Origin of the sequence: Anaeromassilibacillus sp. An172 (genome assembly GCF_002160515.1) — a bacterium.
Lineage (GTDB): Bacteria > Bacillota > Clostridia > Oscillospirales > Acutalibacteraceae > Limousia > Limousia pullorum.
In genome coordinates this window covers 1-21,887 of the sequence record NZ_NFKS01000029.1, presented here as the reverse complement: position 1 = coordinate 21,887, position 21,887 = coordinate 1, and the positions used below count along the sequence as shown (strand labels likewise).

The following is a 21,887-nucleotide window of genomic DNA, read 5'->3' as shown; positions in this document are numbered from 1 at the left end:
ATGGAGCGTGTACTTTCATGGTTAAACCAGCCGCTGTTTCCGGATACCGTCATCCGCGTCTGGATGGCGGTTGCGGCGGGCGCAGCGCTTCTATTGGCGCTGATTCTCGCCTTTTTCCTGATACGGCGGAAGAAGAAAAAGAAGCGGGGTGATCAGGCGGTGGAAGAACCGATTACGGAACGTCCGGAACCGCTGCCGGAACTGGAGCTTGCCAACCTACAGGGCGTTGGCAGCCGGGAAGAACAGCAGGACGCTTTCGGCATCTCCCGTATGGATCGTTATGAGGAAGACGGGCTGCTCGCTGTGCTGTGCGACGGTATGGGCGGTATGGCGGAGGGCGGCATGATCGCTGCGGAAACTGCCTCCCAGTTGGTGGGGATCTTTCCTTGGGCAGATGACAGCGATGTGCCCGGCTGGGTATACCAGCGAAGCGCCAGAGTCTACCAGCAGTTTCGCGGGCACGGGGGGACTACCCTGGTGGCGGCCCTGCTCAAAGAGAATCGCCTCTCCTTCTGGTGCGTAGGCGACAGCGATTTGTTCCTGCTCAGGGAAAACAAACTCTATGGGTTAAATACCCGGCAGGAATTTAAGAACGATTTGATTTTGAGGGCACTGGACGGGGCGTTCCCCGTGGAGGAAGCGTTTCAAGATCCTCAGGCGGGAGCTCTTTCGGAGTACATAGGAAAAGAAGAAGTGACATGCGACTATACCCGTATGCCCTTTCTTCTCCAGCCGGAGGACGCGCTGCTGCTCTGCTCGGACGGGGTGAGCGATACACTGACCTTGAAGCAGATTCGGGAAGCCATGGCGCTCTCTTCCCAGGCGTGCTGCGACAAGCTGGAGGAGGAAATCCTGGCCGCCGGAAAGCCGGGCCAGGATAACTATACGGCCATCGCATTGAAATACCATGGAAAAAATGAGGAGGAATCATAATGGAAGCGAAAAAGTCATCGGGCAAGCAGGTTGTTGCTATCCTGCTGCTGGTTATTGGCCTGGCCGCCGGTGTGTTCGGCGTATTGGGCCTGGTAGGCGGGGGCGGTATGGATCCCTATGAGGCGCGCAACGGGGTTGTAATGATAGGCACTATAGCCCAGGATTCCCAGGGAAACACTGCTAGTGGTATGGGGACGGGGTTTGCAATCGGCAACCCCGGGGAACCTGTCGAGTATATTGTGACAAACGGCCATGTGGTGCAAAAGGCCTACGAATATCCCAGAATTGATCCGTCTATCTCCGGAAAGGTTTATGTGTATTATTCCGCCGCAGAAAATGATTATGTGCAGGCGCAGGTGGTGTATTATTCCTCGCCGTCAGAAAAAGACATCGCTATTTTAAAGCTGCCGTCCCCCACTGACAAGAGAGTCCCTCTCAAACTGCGGGAGTCTGATTCGGTCAGCGCGGGCGAAACGGTCTATGCCCTGGGCTATCCGGGTACGGCTACCGTAGGGCAGGATTTTAAAACCTTCGATCAGGATGATATCACCTTGACAAGAGGCGTGATCAGTAAAAAAATGACGCCGAACTTCTCCACATATAGCGCGTTCCAAATGGACACCTATATTTCCGGAGGAAACTCCGGCGGTCCGCTGGTAGATGAGAACGGTTTTGTGGTAGGCATCAATTCCGCAGGAATAGAAGCCTCCGGAATCGACATTGGTATGAACTACGCGATCGTCACGGATGAGCTGACTAAAATCCTGGACAGCGAAAGAATTGAGTATACCCTAGCAGGCGGCGGACTCTCCTGGACTCAGCCCTGGTTTGCCTATGTGTTCCTGCCCATCGGCGTGCTGGCGCTGGCCGGCGGCATCATCCTGCTGGTAACGTCCCAGAAGAACGGTCAGGGCGCCCCAGTAGCTGCCGGCGCTGCCGCAGGTATGGGATCTGGAAAAGCGCCTGCAAGAGGCGGCCGCGGCCCTGTGGAAAAACGGGCTGTGCTGCGCGGCGTGACAGGAAAATACTCTGGCCAGAGATTTGACCTGTTAAAGGGCAAGGTGGTCATCGGCCGAGACCCGGCAACCTGTAACATCGTATTCGATAAAAACACGCCGGGTATCAGCGGGCGGCACTGCCAGGTAGTCTACGACCCGAATGAAGACTGCTTTATCATCACCGATCTGGGATCGTCCTACGGCACGTTCCTGGGCAACGGCAAAAAGCTGACGGCGAATGTGGCGGAAAAATTGTCGACCGGGGACACCTTCTACCTGTGCGACAACGCCAACCGGTTTGTGGTGAGCAAGGAGTAACCCGTTATGGCAGGGTATTGTTTAAAAAACGGAAGAATCCAGGAAGCGTGGGGAGAGGACGCCGCCGGCCGGGAACTGGCGGCTGTCTTCCACCTGACTGCAGACGGTGAAATGAAAGAACTCCACGAGTTCCCGGCGCTGTCGGAAGGTGAAGGGGCGCTGGCGTATGCGGGCGAGTTTTACATCGAACCCCTGGAAGTGCAGATTGAATTTCTAAAAGCGGCCAATGCGGAAAAATGGCTGGAGGCGCTGGTCTTGCGGCATGTCGACCGGGTGCGGCAGGTATCGGAGGAACTCTTTGTCATAGCTGAGATAAAATCGTTTGGAGCATGAATGCAACGGACGCGATGGGGGATATTTTGTTCTTTGCCCTTGGAGTATGTTTGTTTCTCTTCGGAATCATTTTGGCATTCTGTCGGACTGTACGGTCAAAGCGTCGCTGCCGGAGAAGAGTGAACGCCGTCATCTGCGATGTGGACGTCAGCTGGACAGACGACGATTTCACCGATTTCTTCATTATCAACTATAAATACCATCCGGTCTACCAGTACACATTGGATGGACAGGAGTATCGGGTAGTATCCCGGGTAGAGTATTCCAAAAAGGACGAAATCAAAGTCGGTAGTTATGAGGTGCTCTTTGTGGATGAAAAGAATCCCCGGCACTTTTCCTGCCCCTCTGAGAATAGGGAACGTGTAATCAGCGCCCTTATCTGGTCTGTGCTGGGAGTTGCCTTTGCACTTTTTCCTTTAGTGGGCTGGGGCGGGTGGATCGGGTTTCTGGTGGCGCTGGGATTGCTCCTGCTGGGTGATCTGTGTTACGATGCCTGGTCCAAAAATCGGAAGGAGTGACTGTATTTTGCTATCAAAATACATCGTTTTATACTTAAAATACATTGCTTGAGGAGGTGGGAGAATGAATCCGGAACGTGTTTGTTATGGCTGTTTCGCGGAAAAAGAACCGGGGATTCCATGCCCCCGATGCGGATTTAATGAGAACGACGAGCAGCCCTATCTTGCGCTGCCCCTGGGTACGATCCTAAACGGGAGATATCTGGTAGGAAAGGTGCTTGGCATTGGCGGGTTCGGTATCACCTATCTGGGATACGACCTGACACTGGAGATCAAGGTTGCGATTAAAGAATATATGCCCTCCGCCCTGGCCACAAGGCATCCGGACCACTATAGTGTGGCGCTGACCGGACGGGTGGAGGAGGATTACCAGTACGGTATGGAGCGCTTTTTGGATGAAGCGAAGATCCTTGCCAAGCTGCAAAACACCCCGCATATCGTATCGGTGCAGAACTATTTCAAAGAGAACGGCACCGCATACTTTGTGATGGAGTACATAGACGGTATGAGCCTGAAAGCCTACCTGGCAAAAAACGGGGATAAGATCCCCTATAACCAGGCGATTGCCATTCTGCAGCCGATCATGGAAGCGCTGGTTCAGGTGCATGCGCTGAACCTCTTGCACCGGGACATCAGCCCGGACAATATCTATATCACATCCAAAGGCGAAAGCCGTCTGCTGGATTTCGGCGCGGCGCGGTTCGCATTGGGGGACGGCAAGAGCGTGTCGGTCATCTTAAAACATGGCTACGCGCCGGAGGAACAGTATTCCAGCCACGGCAATCAGGGACCGTGGACGGATGTTTACGCCATGGGCGCTACCCTGTACCGCTGCATTACCGGGCAGCTTCCGCCAGATTCGGTGGAACGGATCCATGGGGATACCATGAAAAGGCCGTCGGAGCTGGGGTTCCGTATTCCGGCTAATGTGGAAAACGCCATCATGAAAGCGTTGGCGGTAAAAACCGAGGATCGTTTCCCCAATATGGAGGCATTCATCGGGGCACTGAACGGGCGCGTTTCCGTACAGGATCAGGTGGCGGCCAGCATTAGCCAGCGCACCCAGGCTACCGCTTACAGGCAGGAAGGCTACGGGCAGACTGCCTATCAGCAGCCCGCCTATAACGGCGGGGGTGCTGCGGCAGGAAAGCCCTCTGCGTTCTCCCGGTTCCTTTCCTATATGAAAGCCAATCCGGTGGTTGCCTGGGTTTCCGGCGGTGGGCTGCTGGCGGTGATCGCCCTTTGTATTATCCTTCCTATCGCGCTTTCCGGCGGAGGGGAAAAAAGGCCGACAGGAGGGGGCGGCGGTGGGAATACGCCTGTCATCAGCCAACCGCAGACGAGTAATCCGGAACCGACAACAGACCCAGAGCCTACTACAGAACCTCCAGCGGAAATGGTGGCGCAGGATCTTGGCATCCTCAACGCTACGATTGAGATCCCGTCGGATTATACGAGGGTTGAGGAGGAGACGATTTTTATCAATGAGGCTAAAGGCTGCGGTATGATGATGGATTATCTTTGGAACATTGACGGACCCATCTACTCCCTTGCCGATGTGGAATCCCAGAGAGAAGCTATTGCCGCCAACCTGATGCAGAACCTGTTTGAAGTTTCGGATTATCAGATCCTTGCTGCCGGACCCGATCAGGTGGGAAGCGCAGGCGCCTATCAAATCTATCTTGAAGGCACCGACAGCGAAGGCGTCTCCAACGAAGTGGTCATTATGGCGGTGGAGGGGTATGATTTCGGCTGTTATTTCATCATCACGAGCTATCCCAAGGGGGACAAAGCCGCCGAAGCGGAAATCCATTCCATCATCCAGTCCTTTGAGAGCAACGGTGCGCCGGAGACAACGTACAAGATGTACTATGGCTCTAAGAGCGGCGTCAAGGTGATTGTGGACGATGCCGTGGCAGCAGGACGCGTGATGGACACGACTGTTAACCTGGGAGAGGCCGGAGCGGTGGCCGAATTGGTTATTTACCCAACGGACGCGGCAATGGAAGCCGGCTTTGGGAGCGCTACGCCGGACAGCGGGATTGTGGAAATAGGGAATGCCGGCCAGCTGGGAATGAGCAGCCCGGAGGAGGTCTTGCAGTTTCAGAGAGACGTGGCGTCTAGCGCAGGCGTTTCCGTAGGTGAAACATACACGTCGCAGTTGGGCGGTGTGGAATGGCTGTGCATGGATTGGACCATGAATGAATTTACGTTCAGTGTTGCCTCCGCCATGATCGACGGCAAGTGTTACGCTGTTAGCTGCATGTTCAACAGCTCCAACAAAGATGCGGTTGTCGCTTTGTATCAACAGGCCATGGCGTCCGTCCGTGCATGGGAGGGATAACCAGCATGGAAGATCTTATTCTAATTCTCGTTCTGAGCGGCATCGGCCTTGTCACGCTTCTGGTTTCCGTCTGGCTGTTCTACAGGAAGAAAAGAAAAACGACGGAGAAGAAGAGAGCCTGCACGGCGGAATGCCGGGCGGCCATTGTGGACGTGGGAAACTATCACGCCAGAAACAAGCACCGCATGCTGAAAGCCGCAGGGGGTGTTTCCGCGGCGCACTTTCTGAGCGGAGCGGGCGGCACGGGAAGGCGGGCGGCCTCCCTCGGGGTGAAGATGGCGACGCTGGGACTCTACTATTATCCCGTGTACCGGTATACCTACCGGGGAGAGACCTATGAACAGATCGGCGATGTCCCGGCAATGGAGGAACAGGCCCGGAAAAAGGTGGGAACGGAGCTTACGCTTTTTATCGATCCGGCCAAACCTACCAGCTTTTACTGCCTGGAGGAGGAAAAGGATTACTTTCAGCAGCGCCTTGCCTACCTGATCGTCGCTCTTCTCGTCATTGCGGTTTTGATTATGATTGGAGTCATGTGGCTAACAATATAGCTTCAGCGCCTGCCGCAGCGAAACCTGCGGCAGGCGGTTTCCCTAAAAAAGATTGGTGCGGGCGGAAAGGAGGGGGACGTATGAATTTTGCAGAGGATATTGCGTTGATTCTGATTGTATGCGCGATAACATATCCGCTTTACGCGTTATTTTTCGTGCTTGCCCACTTTTACAAGAAAAAGACGCAGAGAGGGAGCGGCTGCACGGTTTTTCTAAAAGCGACCGTCATCGAACCGCTGAGGATTCGGATCAAGCATTCCTACCATTATTTTATGATATACCAATACGAGTATATGGGCTGCGTCTATCAAAAAAACACCGGCATCGATTTGGCCTATCATCAGGCGCAGAAGAAGATCGGAACTGAGGTGGAGATTTACATTGACCCATCTGATCCGGAAAAATACTTCTGTCCCGCCGATGTCAAGATGTATCGGATGACTCAGATCTGCCTTCTGTGCGTCGGGTGGCTTATGATTGTGGGAACGCCCATCGCCTGTTTTTTATTAGAGTATTTTTATTAGAGTTATAGATTGCGGCGATCCAAGACGCTGGGGCCGTATTCTGTTCGGTTTGTCTGGAGGAAAGGGAGAAACAGCCCTTGATTGAGGAGATGATGAAGGTCTTTCCGTTCATTCTGGAAGAGCAGGGCCTGATCGCACTGATGGCGCTGGTTTTTCTGCCGCTGGCAGACTTTCTGCTGCGGCGGGGGAAAGGCCAGGCCGGAAACAAAGAGAAGAGGAGAAAAACATGAACTTGGAACATATCTGCTATGGCTGCTTTCAGGAAAAGCCGGACGGTTTCCCTGTCTGCCCTCACTGCGGGTTTAATGCGGAGGAGGAACAGCCGTTTCTGGCGCTGCCCATGGGAACGCTGCTGAACGGCCGCTACATGACCGGAAAGGTTCTGGGCGTGGGCGGGTTCGGCATCACCTATCTGGGCTATGACCTGACGCTGGAGATTAAGGTAGCCGTCAAGGAGTATATGCCCTCCGGTCTTGCTACCCGGCATTCCGATAAGTACAGCGTGGCGCTGACCGGCCGGGGCCAGGAGGACTATCAAAACGGCATGGAGCGCTTTTTAGAGGAAGCGCGGATCCTTGCCAAACTGCAGAATACGCCGAACATCGTGTCAGTGCAGAATTATTTTAAGGAAAACAACACGGCCTATTTCGTGATGGAATATATCGACGGCATGAGCCTGAAGGCATACGTTGCTTCCCAGGGCGGGAAAATCCCCTATGACCAGGCGCTGACCATCCTGATGCCGGTGATGCAGGCGTTGACGCAGGTTCATGCCCTGAACCTGACCCACCGGGATATCAGCCCGGACAACATCTCCATTACCTCCAAGGGAGAGAGCAAGCTGCTGGATTTCGGCGCGGCCCGGTTTTCTATCGGAGATGAAAAAAGCGTGTCGGTCATACTGAAACATGGCTACGCGCCGGAGGAGCAGTATTCCAGTAAGGGGAACCAGGGGCCGTGGACGGATGTATACGCCATGGGCGCCACCCTGTACCGCTGCGTGACCGGGGAGCTGCCGCCGGATTCCATCATGCGGGTCCATAACGATACGCTGAAAAAGCCCTCGGAGCTGGGCGTTCCCCTGCCTCCGCAGGTGGAACAGGCGATCATGAAGGCGCTCGCGGTAAAAGCGGAGGATCGTTTCTCCACCATGGAGGCCTTTATTGAAGGGATTACCGGGAAAACCCCGGCGTCTTTCCATCACCGTACCATGGCTGTGCCATCCGGTCAAACGGCTGCAGGTTCCGATGGAAAGCCGGGGCTTTGGACCAGATTCCGGCGGAGCCATATCGGGGTACAGATCACGGCGCTGGTGCTGTGCGTTGCTGTGCTGGGTCTGGGCGTCTGGGGAGCAGTAGCGGGGATCGGTGCGCTGACCGGCGGGAAAGCAGAGCCGGGTTCTTCTGACGGGCCATCTGGCACTCCTTTCGATATAACAGTGCAGGAACCCGAGGGCGTAGACGATGTCGCCTTGCAGGACTACGCTCAGGAGTATCTGAATATCACCATGGGGATCCCCCAGGGGTATGCAGAAACAGAGTCCGGCAGCGGAGCTTTTGCTTCATCGGATGGGAGCGCTACCCTGCAGGTGGGATTTTACGATAAGGCCGCCGGTTTTCCGGTGTATACCCTTTCTGATGTGGAGGAGAACGCGGAGAAATATGTCCAGTATTATATCGGCCTGCTGGAGAGCACCAATATCACAAAGCATGAGATCCTCAGCCGGGGTTACCGGGAGGGCAGTTCTTTGGACACCTACTTGATCCAGTTTTCTGCTACCGAAAGCGGAGGCACAACCATGGAATTTTTGGCGGCGTTCATCGAATGCCAGAATGGGTTTGGCTGCTACAATCTTATCGGCTCCTATCCTCAGGGGGATGAGAAGGCGCAGGCGGAAATCTTTGCAGCAATGGATTCCTTCCGAAGCAACGGTCCGGCGGGCACAATTTACCAGCGATTTTATGATGAAAATCTCCCGTTTCAATTCCTCTATTGGGAGGACGAGAGCGAGATTCAGTTTACTGTGCTCGGAGAAAGCCGGCTAAGGATGGAGAAAAGTACGGCTGCGGTTGGTGTGGAAGTGCAAAGTCAGCAGATAAGCGATACTTTCAATAAGGAAATCTGGATGGATGGTATTGCGGAAGTACTGGTCAAAGAATCTTTTCAACCGCGAAAAGAACGTTGGCAATACAAGAGCGGCGGAATTGACTGGATTGTTGATGAGTACACCTATACTGAATATGACGCCTATCTCAGCGTTTACGGCGGCGAGTACGGCGGCTTGGTGTTTGTGATTCTTATCGGTGCAGCAACAGAAGACGAGCTTTTCGACGGAATGCTGTTGGATGTGACCAATACGATTCGACCTGTGAAATAGATGACAGCCCCGTTTCCGGGGGAAAGGAGAAAAAAGTGCTGAGTCTAAAAAGAAATGTCAACTGTCCCCGCCGCATGGCTGTGTACGCCGTCTTTGACGTGCTGGACCGGATGGGCTGCCAATACGAGCAGGCGCTGGTCGGCGATATCAAGGCGGAGGCGAAGGTGCTGGGGCATACCAGTGAGTACGCCTTTGCCGTGACGGAACAGACCATCAACACATCGATCCTCCATGTTTCCATGCTCCGTCCGGCAAGCGGCCTGAGTGAGGAGGAAAAACAGCTGGCAGTACGTTATCTGGCAGACAGCGTACTGCAGCATATCGATGAAGTACAGGCTTTAGAATGAGGAGGAAGACGAGATGGCAAATAAATCGAGAGTATTCCGGCTGCCTGCCGGCATGAGTACCCAGGTGGTGGCAAACGCGGTGGAGGCGTTCCTTTCATCCGCTAAGGGGATGGAGGTACAGAGTGCCGAAACCACAGAAGGCTATGTGGTGCAGGGCCGTCAGGAAAAAGACGGCTGGAAGACCATTGCCGGCATGAGGATGGCTACGACGGTGCAGATGATCCGGATGGATGACAACTTAAACGTCACCGTGGGTCAGGGCGAATGGTCGGATAAGATCGGCGCCGGCGCGCTGGGATGGTTTATCGCATGGCCGCTGGCGGTGACTGCCGGTGTGGGCGCCTACAAGCAGAAAAAGCTGCCGGAAGAGATTTTCCAGGTGATTGAGCAGTGCATCGTCTCCGGCGGCCGCTCGGTGGTGGTGCGAAACGCCGGGGCGGAACTGAACGCGGGTATTGTGGTTTGCCCCGCCTGCAAAACCCAGTGTGCGGCCGGCGCCAAATTCTGCAACAACTGCGGGGCGAAGCTGGAAAACAAATGCCCCCAGTGCGGGGCGGAGATACCGCCCGGAAGCCGCTTCTGCGGAGCATGCGGAGCACCGCTTTCCTCGCAGGGCGCTCCGGTGCGATAACGGGAGGAGATTGCGTATGCGCAGGGAAAAAACCGCCGGGGCGGCAAAAAGGCGCATGGCTTTTCAGTATGCTGCTGGCGGTATGCCTGATGATCGCGGCCCTTCCCCTGTCCGTTTCGGCGGCGGGGGAATATGTGCCAGGGAACCCCCGCTGGTCGGGCTACCAAAACCAGGTGCAGTGGGGCCGGCCGGCAGGAGCGGCCTCCGGCGATAGCTTTGAATACGAGGCACAGCTGCTGCTGGGCGACGATGTGGTCGAGTCCAAGGCAGTGGAAATCGACACCTATTTGTTTTTCACAAACGATGTGGTGACGCGGCCGCAGGAGGAGTACACCATACGGGTGCGTGCCAGATGGATCATGATCGTGGGCGACCCGGACGGCCAGTATATGGTGGCGGACGTCGGAGAAGCCGAACCGCCCCATGAGCACAGCTATACCCAAAAGCACGACGCGGCACAGCACTGGCAGGCGTGCTCCTGCGGCGAAAGGCTGAATGTGGCAAACCATATCTACGGCGATTGGAGAGAGACGAAGCCGGCCACCGAAACCGAGGCTGGTTCCAGAGAGCGTGACTGCACGGTCTGCGACTATGTGCAGACCGAAACCATTCCAATGCTTGAACATGAGCACAGCTACGGCGACTGGCAGAAGGATGAAACCCAGCACTGGAAGGAATGCCGCTGCGGCGAGAAAACTGAAGTGGGCAACCATACTTTCGGTGATTGGACGATAACAAAGGAGCCTACCACAACCGAAACAGGTTCCAGAGAACGTACCTGCTCCATCTGCAAATATACGCAGGAAGAGACGATTCCGGTTCATGAACACAGCATCCATGATGAAGCATGGAAATATGACGATACCGACCACTGGCAGGAATGCTCCTGCGGCGAAAGGCTGAATGTGGCAAACCATATCTACGGCGATTGGAGAGAGACGAAGCCGGCCACCGAGACCGAAGAAGGCTCCAAGGAGCGCGGCTGCACGGTCTGCAAATACGTGCAGGTCGAAGACATTCCGATGCTTGAGCATAAGCACGGTATCCATGACGAAGCATGGAAATATGACGAAACCGACCACTGGCAGGAATGCTCCTGCGGCGAAAGGTTGAATGTGGCCACCCATACCTACGGCGACACCGGCAGCCCCCAGACCGGGGACAGCAGCGATATGGCGCTGTGGATCGGCCTGATGCTGGCTTCCTGCGGCGGCGTGCTGGGAATGCTGCTCTACAGGCGGAAAAAGGTGGTGGTCGAGGAATAAGGCTGAGAGATAAAACAAAACCGGCAAAAGCGCCTGCAGGCGGGGCTTCATGCAAAACCTGTCCCAGGCAGCCGGCAGGAAAAATTTTTAGAAGGGGCGCCCCTTCTATCCTTTGCTTATACCAAAGGATAAACAATCTTATTTGACAAGGAGGAAACAATCATGAAGCGAAAAATACTTGCAGGTTTGCTGACGCTTTGCATGGCGGCGGGAATGGCCGTACCGGCAGCCGCAGCCACTACGCCTGCTGAACAGGAGCCGGGCGCTGACGGCCCGCAATACACACACGTAGACCACGTTTTGAATGAGGATACGCATAGAACCAACATGGATATACTGGTTATGCCCGGCGAGAGTTTCACCGCACAGCCCAACATGGACATTCACAAGGGCAATTGCGCGTGTATCACGGCGGACTATCAGTATTGGAAGTATATAACTACGGTTAAATTCATGAATGCAGACCTGTATTTGGGATATGTTGATAGTCCTAATTACAGTGCTCATGAACCGAGGTATGTAAGTGATGGCTATTTAACAACCAGCACGCCGGATTTGTCAAAGCTGGAACCCATAACAAAATATTATGACAATGCGATAAAGATTGCCTATGAAAACAAGTTATTAGAGATCGACCCATCAGCCTATGGGGAAGAAGAATATAGTAATTTACAGTCCGCTTTGGAAGCGGCACGCGAACTTCCGGGGCATACTTTCAATGCAGGATATGTTAACAATACTGGTTTACCCATGCTTTTAACAGCTTGTTATGCCGGCGGCAAGGGAGCCGAAGGCGAGGAAGTGGGCACAGAAGGCTGCGGACACGTCGGTCATGGGCCTGTACGATCGATGTATGGCGGAGGTTTCTCTCAGTTCTATGTTACCTTTTATGAGCCTTATTACAATATAAACTATGAAGGCGTGGAAAACTATTTTACCGAGGAAGAATTGGCGGATTTGCCTGACCGCTATTATATCCAGCGGGAAGAGCAGCAGATTGTTCTGCCAAATCCTGTTCGGCCCGGCTATCATTTTAAAAACTGGAGAGAATCAGGGTATGATACAATTATTGGTTCGGGTGAAACAAAAACGGTAAAAGACGGTAAAACCTTTATAACCTTTGATTTTGAAAACGGTTTAAGATATGGGGCAGGGGACAAAAACTTGGCGCCAATCTTTACAAGAGGCTGTACGGTTACTTTCAATCCCAACGGCGGAGCATTGAAGGACGGGGAAAAAGCTATCCGTGAAATTGACCTCAAGAGCGTGGAAAACGGACAGTTTTTCGACATCGGAGGGGTTATCCCCGTGCGTGAGGGTTACACCTTTGCAGGCTGGTCTTTCTCGCCGTCTGGCGAACGTAACAGCATAATTGCAAACACCGCAAATTCTGACTGGTTTGCCGATTGGGAAAGCTATTACCGCAGCTTACAATACGGTGAAAACCCCGCTTCCACCAGTATCTATGACATACAGCTTTATGCTGTGTGGGAGAAAAATGTTACCGAGCTGACCGACTCCGACACCAACGTTTCCATCTCCCTGACCGACGGTGTGCCGGAGGACGCGACCCTTTCCGCTGATACTATTGCACAGGAAAGCGTACTGGAAAGCCGTCCGGAGCTGAAAGAGGAACTGCCGGGCCTGCTGTCCATTTACGACATCAGCGTCCGCCAGAATGGGGAAACCCTTGAAATCAAGGACAATCCCATGACGGTGAAAATCCCGCTGAACGACCACCTGAAAGGCTACAAATACTATCAGGCGGTGTATCTGGGCGACCCATTGGAACGCTTTGACGCGGTGGTGGAAGGAGACTTCCTCGTGTTTGAAACCGACCATTTGAGCCAGTACGCAATCCTTGGTTCTAACACGCCGTTTGAAACCAGCGGAAAGCCGACCGACCCCACCGACCCAACTGACCCCACTACTCCAACAGATCCCACCGATCCGGCTGGGCCGACTGACCCGACCACTCCTACCGACCCGACTGACCCGGCTGACCCAACCGACCCAGCCAAACCCGAACAGCAGGGCAAGCCTTCTGAGCAAATAGAAAGCCCCCAGACCGGGGACAGCAGCAACATGATGCTGTGGATCAGCCTGATGCTGGCCTCCTGCGGCGGATTGCTGGGGATGCTGTTCTACAAACGGAAAAAAACAGCGGCCGGGAAATAAGGCTTAAAGATAAAACAAAACCGGCAAAAGCGCCTGCGGGCGGGCTTCATGCAAATCCCGCAGCCCGCCCCGGCGCAGCCGGTATCTTTTTCAAGAAGGGATATCCCTTCTATCCTTTGGTATGCACCAAAGGATAAGTGACTCTGTTTGACAAGAAGGTATTCACCGGCTGGTACAGGGATAAAGCCTGCACCGCCGGCCCGGTAACAGGGCTTAAAATCCTTGAAGAGCTGAAAGAGCGCCCTGTCAGGGAAGCGCCCTATGCGCCGATGGATCTCTACGCCAAATGGGAGACGCAGGAAAGCTGAAAACGCAGAAGGGATATCCCTTCTTTATGCTTTGGTATTCACCAAAGCATAAAGAACTTTAACTGCGGCAAAGAAGGTTATTCGTTCCGCCCTGGCTGCCTGAACCGGCGCGCCGGGGAACGGATGGCATAGAAATACAGAAAAAAAGGCGGTGACACACCAAAAAGAATGATCAAACCTGTATATTCACATAAAAGTTATCTTGAAAGGAGAAAAATCAGTTATGAAACTAAAGCGCAAACTTCTTGCAGGACTGCTGACGCTTTGTATGGCTGTTGGAATGGCTGTGCCGGCGTTTGCGGCGAACGGCCCCTCGTCCGGGGACATGAGCGCCGCATGGGTGCAGCTGTATGATAGCAGTGTAGAAGAACCCGATGGCAGCTATTTTGGTTATGTACTTTATAGCAACGGCGGCGAGGCTGACACGGTGGAGGGCGCTGTCTATGACAAGGCTACCAACACCATCACCCTGACAAACTACAACCACCCGGAAATGACCCTTGCCACCAACGAGATGGGCGACGATTTGAAGCTTCATCTGGTGGGTGACAATCATATCGCCGAACTGGTTGTATGGGGCTTCGGCTGGGGCGGCAATCTGGAAATTACCGGAGACGGCTCCCTGACCATCAATGAAAACAAAACGTCTCAGACTGCGGCGATCCGCTTTATGGCCGAGGGAACACAGGGTCTGCTCAAGGTCGGCTCAAACGCTTCTGTGACAGCGTATAAGAGCGCAGGTGAAAACACTTATTCTGCGGCCTTTGTATCGACAACATCCTCAACCCTTCCCTTCACAGGTAATCTGGAAACAGAGCTTGCCCTGACCGCCAATTCCGGCATCGAGGGGGAGACCACCGAATGGGAAAATGTCATATATGAAAGTAACTATGTTGCTCAAGACTGGAAGGTTCTCACCAAGGGCGAGGACGGAAAGAAATACGGCGTTAATTACGGAACAATCTACACCGGCAGCGATTTAACAAACGGCAAGCCTGTGGGCTATATCCACGAGCTGGTGAAGGTGGAAGGACTTCCTAGCCAAAATGAATATCTTGCCGTTCAAATTGCTACCGTTGACGGACTTGAAAAGGACGTTCTGCCTGAGGGATATACCGACTCAGGGGAAACCATCAGCGCCAAAATAGGCGATATCAGCTCTATGACAGTGCTGATCAAGGACGGGCAGAGGTTTTATTGGGGAGTAGACCCGAATCATTCCCAGTGGTTGGTCTATCAGACCGCCGTTGATGACGTAACTGCGGAGGATTGGGGTCAGACAACCCTGACAAAAATTGTAGTGCCTGTGGCTGGAGAAGGCGTCAGCGGTGCGACCGAAGAAGATATTCCGGCAGGCTATACCACCAACGTGGTAAAGACCGGCATGTATAGCTACTACTGCACCAATGATGTGATCAAAGTATCCCCGTCCGGGACTTCTACCGATCCGGGCACTGATCCTGGAACAAAACCTGGTGAGGATACTGGCGTCAAAGATCTGACTGCTTCCGAAACCGGCGTTTCCATCTCCCTGACCGACGGCGTGCCAGAGGGAGCAGAGCTTTCTGCTGACACCATCGCGCAGGAAAGCGTGCTGGGAAGCCGTCCGGAACTGAAAGAGGAACTGCCGGGCCTGCTGTCCATTTACGACATCAGCGTTAGAAAAGACGGTAAAGCTCTGGAAATCAAGGACAACCCCATGACGGTCAAAATCCCGATGAACGACCACCTGAAGGGCTACAAATACTACCAGGCGGTATATCTGGGTGACCCGCTGGAACGCTTTGATGCAGTGGTGGAAGGAGACTTCCTGGTATTTGAGACTACCCATCTGAGCCAGTATGCTATCCTTGGTTCCAACACACCGTTTGAAACCAGCGAACAGCCCACCGACCCTACCACTCCTACAGACCCCACTGAGCCAACGGATCCTACTGACCCGACCACTCCTACCGACCCGACTGAGCCAACCGATCCAGCCAAGCCCGAACAGCAGGGCAAGCCTTCTGGGCAAATAGAAAGCCCGCAGACCGGGGACAGCAGTAATCTAGCGCTGTGGATCGGCCTGATGCTGGCCTCCTGCGGCGTGCTGGGAATGCTGTTCTACAGGCGGAAAAAGGCGGCGGCCGGGAAATAAGGCTGATTAACTGAAACGAAACCGGCAAAAGCGTCTGCAGGCGGGCTGGGTGCAAAGGCTACACCCAGCCCGTTTTGACAGCCGGCAGAAGGAGACAGAATGGCTCATGAAAAAAGTGGCGAAGCAGGCCAGATGGTCAAAAAACAGAATGCTTAGTTCTCTGGAAACCATGGCGATATAGCCTAAACCAGGCAGTAACGAGCTTCGCTCTTAGGAGTGATCTACAGCTTCTTCTTTATACATTCGGGTTTACATTCTATAAAAGAGCTTGCCATGAACCCCCATTACATCCATGACACCTCTTCTTATCCCTTCATAAATTTGTATGCGCGCAAGCGGACCATAGCGTCTGTTGGCGCGCATTTTGTTATATATGCGGCTTTTCCATAGGATGCCGTAGTCCGCCCAATCAATCGTTTTGGCTCATTCAAAAAAACGGTTGATTGGAGGATATGAAAATGGATGACAGACATCCCAAGAGAAGAAAGGACAAGTATAATCCCTATACCCTGTCATTGGTCGATGGGAAATGCTACCTCTCGTTTAAAGACGGCCAGGGGTTCCCGCACAAGTTGGAACTGGATGTAAAGCTCTATGCGCTGTTTGATCGGTTTGAATTGGACGATCTCTCCTTCCTCAATGAGCAGGAGAGGCATCTGGATCAGACCGAGCTGAGCGAGGCTCTCTTAAGCCGCCGTGTGCCGGAGAATCAGGCCACAGTGGAAGACGCTGTTTATGAATTCCTACAGACACAGGCACTTGAGAAGGAATCAGGCGGCTGCCGGAAATCCAGAAAAGAAGGCTGCAGATGTATTTCTTTGATGGACTCACCTACGAAGAAATTGCGGAACGGGAAAGATGCAGCTATCAAACGGTACAGAAGTCCGTGAGTGCGGCGCTGAAAAAAATTCGGGAATTTCTGAAATAGGGGGTTGTGTTTTGTCTTGGAAGTGAGGTTATAGGTGAAGGGGTCAATCTCCTTCGCCTGTTTCCCCGTGACAAGGGAACGGGCTTTGCTCTTTGACAATTTCATAGTACAGCGCATTTTCTACTTTCCCTCTGCTGTCCCCGAAAGGGACAAGCTACAGGAGCACAAGCCCGGATGGCCAACCGATACAGGAAACCTCCAAGGCCGGCAAAGCTCCGACGCTGCGGCGCACCCGCAGCGAGGGACATGAAAGGCAGAGGCATTAAAGATACTTCCGTCCAGTCGACAGGCCGAGCGTGAAGCGGCGTCAACCGTGATCCGTCGCAGCCAACGAGGGCGGCTCTGTGAGAACCACAGGGTGGTGAGATTCCAATGAGGCCAAATGCATGGCCGGGAAATGCGTTCCCGTGTACCGAGGGGGTCGTGGACAAGTATCGGTAAAGGGTCAAAACGATTGATATCACAGGCGGCGGTCTGCCCCAAAACGGATCGCCGCCTTTCTACATAGGGAGAGGAGGATGAAGTTTGAAACGGAAGGAACAAACCATCGTAGAGAAGGAAATCCCTGGCAGAGAGCATGCCGGGTACGCATATATCTATCCGCTGGACGGCGGAGCCAGGCAGGAATATGTCCTGGAGATGACGCCGGAAAATATCGCCAACTTTATTGGCGCCCATCAGTACGATGCAGAGAAGATCATCCTGACCGACATGCTGGACAACCTGATTCTGGATACTGCGGGCGGGTTCATTATGAACTGCCCAGACCAGATCCTGTGCGGCAGAGTCCTGCCCCTGCTGGCGCCGATCCAGATGGGGCGGCGCAGGGCAAAAGAGATCCCCGTAGTCAGCAGGGCGGCGTTTGAGGCGTATGCTCCCCAGAAGGACAAGCCTGGCGCACAGTAGCGAGGTGGCGCATATGGAGATCAGGCGAGGGGACATTTACTATGCGGACCTGACCCCTGTGGTCGGATGCGAACAGGGCGGCCGGCGCCCGGTGCTGGTCATACAAAACGATGTGGGCAACCATCACGGTTCCACGGTCATCGTCGCTGCCATTACCAGCAGAAGAAGAAGAAAACGGAGGCTGCCCACCCATATCGGGCTGCCCAGGCTGCCCACAGGGCTGAGGACTGCGTCCTTTGCTATGCTGGAACAGGTGCGGACCATTGACCGCATGCGCCTGGGCGCATATATCGGCAGGCTGGACGGGGAGAGGATGGCCGCTGTGGACCGGGCAATCCTGATCAGCTTCGGATTGGACGGGCTTGTTGGTTATGATGGGAAAAACGCTGAAAAATAGGGCGTTTTTATCGGTTGTTTTCCTGGATATGTTCGAAAAGATAGTATATACTGTGTATGCAGTCGAAGGAAAGGAGTGAGGCGGATGAACCGGTATCGGATCAGGATCAGCGTAGACGGCAAACGGAAGCTGTACTACATCGAAGACCAGGAAAACTACGATATCGTTCTCCTGCCGAGCAAGTACCTGAAGCATAAGGCGGACGCCAACCGGTCGCCAAACACGGTCAGACGGCTCGCCCTTTCGATCTGCTACTACCTGAACTATCCGGATCAGACCGGGACCGAGCTATTGCAAGTGGCAAAAAAGAGCTTTGAGGAACAGAGCAGCCACTTCGGGCAGTTCCTCTATTGGCTGGTGGAGGGACGGCATATCACAGACAATCGAACAGCGAAGACGGGAAATGGAACCTGCAACGCATACCTCAAGGATGTGTTCGGGTTCTTTTTATATCTGGCGGATAACGGATATACGGAACCCCTGCGGGTGCTGGCTTACAACCAGATCACCGTATCCAATGCGGTAGGGGTCAAACGGACGATCCGTTCCAAGTCTTTCAAGGGGTACCTGAAGGAAAAGGACCGGAATGTGCGGGCGGCGCAAGAGCCGGAGATCATCGATATCCTCCGGGCCTGTACCAACCTCCGGGATCAGCTGCTGCTCCTGCTGCTGGCAGAGACCGGATTTCGGATCGGCGAGATCCTGGGTGTGGATTATACCAAGGATATCGATTATGAGAAGCAGGTCCTCAAGGTGTACTTCCGGGACGACAACGACAACGAAGCCCGAGCCAAGAATGCGGAATACCGCTCAGCGAAGATCAGCAGGGAAACCTTCGAGTTCCTGCTGCATTATCTGGCGGAATACAGGAGGTTACTGCAGCGGCAGAGCCTCCTGTTTATTAATATCAGGGGAGAAACCGCTGGCAAACCCATGCGGGTGGAGAGCGTGTATGACATGCTGGACCGAATGGAGGAAAAAACCGGCATTAAGCTGACCCCGCACATGCTCCGCAGATATTATGCGGTGTCCAGACGGGACGCCGGCTGGGCGCTGGAGCTGATCCAGCTGGCCCTGGGACATAAGCATCTGGATACGACGGTCAAATATCTGGGCATCCTGGATAACCAGCTGATGACCGCAAGCCGGGAATTTTATGAAAAGCACTCGGATCTATATGGGATCAAGGATCTGCTGTAAGAGGAGGTGAACCGCTATGCCGACGGCTGCGCTCAGGCAGATAACAGCAAAACAGGATAATCAGGCGCTTCGAGCCAGATTGGAAGCGGAAGCCGCCAGGGTGCAGATCAGCTATAAAGCCAGTGTGATCGACTTCATGGTCATGGAAGGGATCCAGGATTTCTCGGAGCTGGACTATGCAACAAGAAAAAGTTTTGAAGCCTACCTGGAAGGGCAAAGCGGTATGAAGCATATCCGCCATCACCTGCTGGCCTTTGACAAGCTCAAACAGCATGCGCTGAGCCAGGAGTTCCACATCCTGGAGGATGGAAAGGTCGCACGGCCGCGGTATGAGAATGGAATCCTCTACCTGCCATACCATCCAGACCCAAAGGTTTCGGCCATGTTCCGAAATTCCACAAGGAAAAACGAGCATGTCTGGGATTTTTCCAGAAATGCCCCGGAGAGGATGAAACGGCAAGTGTTCGACATCCTGCATTATGAGCTGGAGAACAGCACAAGCCCTGAAGGTAGGCGCGTCCACCTGTTGGGGCTGCGGGACCTGTATGACTTTTGTACGGAGCAGTGGATCGAGGATATCGAAGCCATGGAACTGCCGCAGATACAGGCGTTCCGTGAAATCCCCAGCAACCGGCTCACGGAAAGCAAGCGCCCTAGAATCATCAACTTCTGCCGAAGAGCGCTGTTCCTGCAAGCGGAGGAAATCAACTGGAACGCCCATGTATGGTATATGGAGCGGTTCCACATACAGCCAGAGCGGATGGATCCCGCAAACCCTGTGTTAAGCATCTCCTTTGTCGAAGTAACGCACCGCCGGAACCGGGAACTTCTCAAAAGATATATCCGGTATGGGCTTGGTATCACCAACCTGTCGGTCGGCGTGATCCGGGGGGAACTCATCTACCTGCGAAGCTTCCTGAATGATATCCAGCAGCCGGAAGATACCGATATCTGCTCTGTAACGCCGGCGCAGATGGAGGCGTACTTCCGGGTGCAGCGGCAGAGGGGGGTACAGGCGGAAACCTACAATAAGATCGTCATGAGCATCCTGCACTTCTTCAACCATCTGCGGGTACGGCAGCTCATCGGACAAATCCCCTTCGATGCGGACAGCTTACTGCAGAAGACGGTACTGAAGCATCATAACCGGAGCGTGGCACAGGAGGTCACAGAAGAAATCTTCTCCAAGCTCTATGCCTTCCCTGAAACCCTCCGGCTGATGTATCTGCATCTATGGGGTATAGGGTTACGGATCAGCGAGGTGTGTACCCTGAAAGGGAACGCCTACTACATACAGGGCGATGACGCCTGGATTCAGGTCTATCAGATCAAAATGCGCACTTACAAACGTATCCCAATTCCTGCGGCCCTGTATAAGCTGATGCGGGTATACCTGAAAAAGCACCACATAAAAGCGGGGGACTATGTGTTCCAAAACAGCAAAGGCGGCCCCTACCGGAGCGGAACCTTCCGCTACAATATGCTGAAATACTGCGAACGCAACGACATTCAGAACGGGGAATACATCTTCCGCTCCCACGATTACCGCCACACCATAGCGACCTGCTTCTATGACTCAGGCGTATCCCTGCAGAGTATCCGCGATTACCTCGGTCACGACTATGAGGAGATGACCGAGCAGTATATCGACTACATGCCCAAGAAGATCGAAAAAGCGAGTGAAGACTACTTCAGCCGGCACAGCCTGGCGTCATACATCAAGAGAGGTGAGGAAAAAGATGGATGAGAAAATATACCTGCGGCTGCTGTACGGAATGGAGGAAATACCGGATGGCCTGGCACGAATCATAGGACGCAACCCTTGTTACGACCTGGCAGGGCTGCCGTCGCCTAAACTAAAGGAAGAGATTGAAGGATTCATCCGATACCGCAGTACGCAGGTAAGCATCGGAAGAATGCAGGGCGACAAACAGTTCTACAATAAGGTGCGCAGGTTCCTGAAAGAATGTGCAACAGCAAAATCCAGCCTGCGGGATAAGGCTCCGGAAACCTGGGTCAAACAGTTCCGGACATGGATGTTCAAGGAACACATCCCATTGTATTATAGGAGCAGAGGACCCACCGGCAAAGAGAACATATCCAAGGCAAGAGAAATTGGATATTTTGAGCGAATGCTCAAGTTCACAGCAGTAGATGCCCGCCGGGAAGAAGAAAAGGATGTCTGGGAGCTGGACAAGCTGGAAATCGAACACAGAGAGAATCCAATCAAGCGGGTCAGAACGCTGAATTTTACGCGGATATCCCAAGATGGCATCCGACAGGAGCTGAAGAAAGGGATCTACCTGAACCTGCAGGGGGAAGCCATTGCCTGTGTACAGAAGGAATTAACGGCAGCCAGACGCCTGTCGAGATATCTGGCAGATCGATACCCACAGGTGCAGTCCTGCCGGGACCTGAACCGGGAGATCATAGAGGAATACCTGACCTACCTAAAGACGGAAGCTACAGGGACGAAACACTACCATGCAGATTTGAACCGGCTGCGCAGTCTGCTGGAAAGCACCGGCCAGATGTGCGATTATCCAAACCTGATCGGACTGTTCCTCACAAGGGACATTCCGCCAACGCCAAAGGCAGAGAGTTAAGCTGTGTTCCTATTTCCAGCGGAAACTTTAGCGCCGCAACCGTACCTTACGAAAAAATAATAAACTTGGCTATTTTAAGCAGAGCTAA

Annotated in this window: 21 protein-coding genes; all 21 read left to right on the top strand. The window is 53.7% G+C overall.

What is annotated here, in order from left to right:
* The 21 genes from B5F08_RS11590 (at nt 1) to B5F08_RS11500 (ending at nt 21,799) form a co-directional block, all read left to right on the top strand.
* Nucleotides 1-933, top strand: a complete 933-nt coding sequence (locus B5F08_RS11590) for a PP2C family protein-serine/threonine phosphatase (protein ID WP_087379621.1) — start codon at nt 1-3, stop codon at nt 931-933.
* A complete protein-coding gene (locus B5F08_RS11585) occupies nt 933-2,249 on the top strand; it encodes a trypsin-like peptidase domain-containing protein (RefSeq protein ID WP_087379618.1) in 1,317 nt (438 codons plus the stop codon). The genes B5F08_RS11590 and B5F08_RS11585 overlap by 1 nt, the downstream gene beginning before the upstream one ends.
* Nucleotides 2,250-2,255: 6 nt before the next feature.
* Nucleotides 2,256-2,582: a hypothetical protein gene (locus tag B5F08_RS11580; protein ID WP_087379615.1), complete on the top strand. Its 327-nt coding sequence runs from the start codon at nt 2,256-2,258 to the stop codon at nt 2,580-2,582.
* A 119-nt stretch (nt 2,583-2,701) separates the two neighbouring features.
* On the top strand, nt 2,702-3,100 hold the full coding sequence (locus tag B5F08_RS11575) for a hypothetical protein (protein ID WP_087379612.1): 399 nt from the start codon (nt 2,702-2,704) through the stop codon (nt 3,098-3,100).
* Between the two features lie 64 nt (nt 3,101-3,164).
* Nucleotides 3,165-5,444, top strand: a complete 2,280-nt coding sequence (locus tag B5F08_RS11570; RefSeq protein ID WP_087379609.1) for a serine/threonine protein kinase — start codon at nt 3,165-3,167, stop codon at nt 5,442-5,444.
* A gap of 5 nt (nt 5,445-5,449) precedes the next feature.
* A complete protein-coding gene (locus tag B5F08_RS11565) occupies nt 5,450-5,995 on the top strand; it encodes a DUF3592 domain-containing protein (RefSeq protein ID WP_087379606.1) in 546 nt (181 codons plus the stop codon).
* 80 nt (nt 5,996-6,075) lie between these two features.
* On the top strand, nt 6,076-6,519 hold the full coding sequence (locus tag B5F08_RS11560; RefSeq protein WP_087379603.1) for a DUF3592 domain-containing protein: 444 nt from the start codon (nt 6,076-6,078) through the stop codon (nt 6,517-6,519).
* 77 nt (nt 6,520-6,596) lie between these two features.
* Nucleotides 6,597-6,749, top strand: a complete 153-nt coding sequence (locus B5F08_RS13305) for a hypothetical protein (protein ID WP_158096296.1) — start codon at nt 6,597-6,599, stop codon at nt 6,747-6,749.
* Nucleotides 6,746-8,896 (top strand): serine/threonine protein kinase, encoded by a 2,151-nt coding sequence (locus B5F08_RS11555; RefSeq protein WP_087379600.1) that lies wholly within the window; start codon nt 6,746-6,748, stop codon nt 8,894-8,896. Before B5F08_RS13305 ends, B5F08_RS11555 begins: the two co-directional genes overlap by 4 nt.
* Nucleotides 8,897-8,931: 35 nt before the next feature.
* Nucleotides 8,932-9,243 carry a hypothetical protein gene (locus B5F08_RS11550; RefSeq protein ID WP_087161955.1) on the top strand — a complete coding sequence of 104 codons (312 nt, stop codon included), beginning with the start codon at nt 8,932-8,934 and terminating at the stop codon, nt 9,241-9,243.
* A 13-nt stretch (nt 9,244-9,256) separates the two neighbouring features.
* Complete coding sequence (locus tag B5F08_RS11545; protein WP_087379597.1) at nt 9,257-9,874, top strand: zinc ribbon domain-containing protein; 618 nt, start codon at nt 9,257-9,259, stop codon at nt 9,872-9,874.
* A 68-nt stretch (nt 9,875-9,942) separates the two neighbouring features.
* Complete coding sequence (locus tag B5F08_RS11540; RefSeq protein ID WP_158096295.1) at nt 9,943-11,139, top strand: LPXTG cell wall anchor domain-containing protein; 1,197 nt, start codon at nt 9,943-9,945, stop codon at nt 11,137-11,139.
* 162 nt (nt 11,140-11,301) lie between these two features.
* Nucleotides 11,302-13,317, top strand: a complete 2,016-nt coding sequence (locus B5F08_RS13425; protein WP_087379591.1) for an InlB B-repeat-containing protein — start codon at nt 11,302-11,304, stop codon at nt 13,315-13,317.
* 137 nt (nt 13,318-13,454) lie between these two features.
* On the top strand, nt 13,455-13,625 hold the full coding sequence (locus B5F08_RS13295) for a hypothetical protein (RefSeq protein WP_157888449.1): 171 nt from the start codon (nt 13,455-13,457) through the stop codon (nt 13,623-13,625).
* A 223-nt stretch (nt 13,626-13,848) separates the two neighbouring features.
* On the top strand, nt 13,849-15,762 hold the full coding sequence (locus B5F08_RS11530; protein WP_087379588.1) for an LPXTG cell wall anchor domain-containing protein: 1,914 nt from the start codon (nt 13,849-13,851) through the stop codon (nt 15,760-15,762).
* An 808-nt stretch (nt 15,763-16,570) separates the two neighbouring features.
* The gene (locus B5F08_RS13575) at nt 16,571-16,690 is read left to right on the top strand and encodes an RNA polymerase sigma factor (protein WP_242968453.1); all 120 of its coding nucleotides are present in this window, start codon (nt 16,571-16,573) and stop codon (nt 16,688-16,690) included.
* A 525-nt stretch (nt 16,691-17,215) separates the two neighbouring features.
* Entirely contained in the window at nt 17,216-17,596 is a 381-nt protein-coding gene (locus B5F08_RS11520; protein WP_242968449.1) for a hypothetical protein, read from the top strand.
* 13 nt (nt 17,597-17,609) lie between these two features.
* On the top strand, nt 17,610-17,993 hold the full coding sequence (locus tag B5F08_RS11515) for a type II toxin-antitoxin system PemK/MazF family toxin (protein WP_087379584.1): 384 nt from the start codon (nt 17,610-17,612) through the stop codon (nt 17,991-17,993).
* 84 nt (nt 17,994-18,077) lie between these two features.
* Complete coding sequence (locus tag B5F08_RS11510) at nt 18,078-19,193, top strand: tyrosine-type recombinase/integrase (RefSeq protein WP_087379581.1); 1,116 nt, start codon at nt 18,078-18,080, stop codon at nt 19,191-19,193.
* Nucleotides 19,194-19,209: 16 nt separating this feature from the next.
* Nucleotides 19,210-20,940: a tyrosine-type recombinase/integrase gene (locus B5F08_RS11505; RefSeq protein ID WP_087379578.1), complete on the top strand. Its 1,731-nt coding sequence runs from the start codon at nt 19,210-19,212 to the stop codon at nt 20,938-20,940.
* Complete coding sequence (locus tag B5F08_RS11500; protein WP_087379575.1) at nt 20,933-21,799, top strand: hypothetical protein; 867 nt, start codon at nt 20,933-20,935, stop codon at nt 21,797-21,799. The genes B5F08_RS11505 and B5F08_RS11500 overlap by 8 nt, the downstream gene beginning before the upstream one ends.
* Nucleotides 21,800-21,887 lie beyond the last annotated feature (88 nt).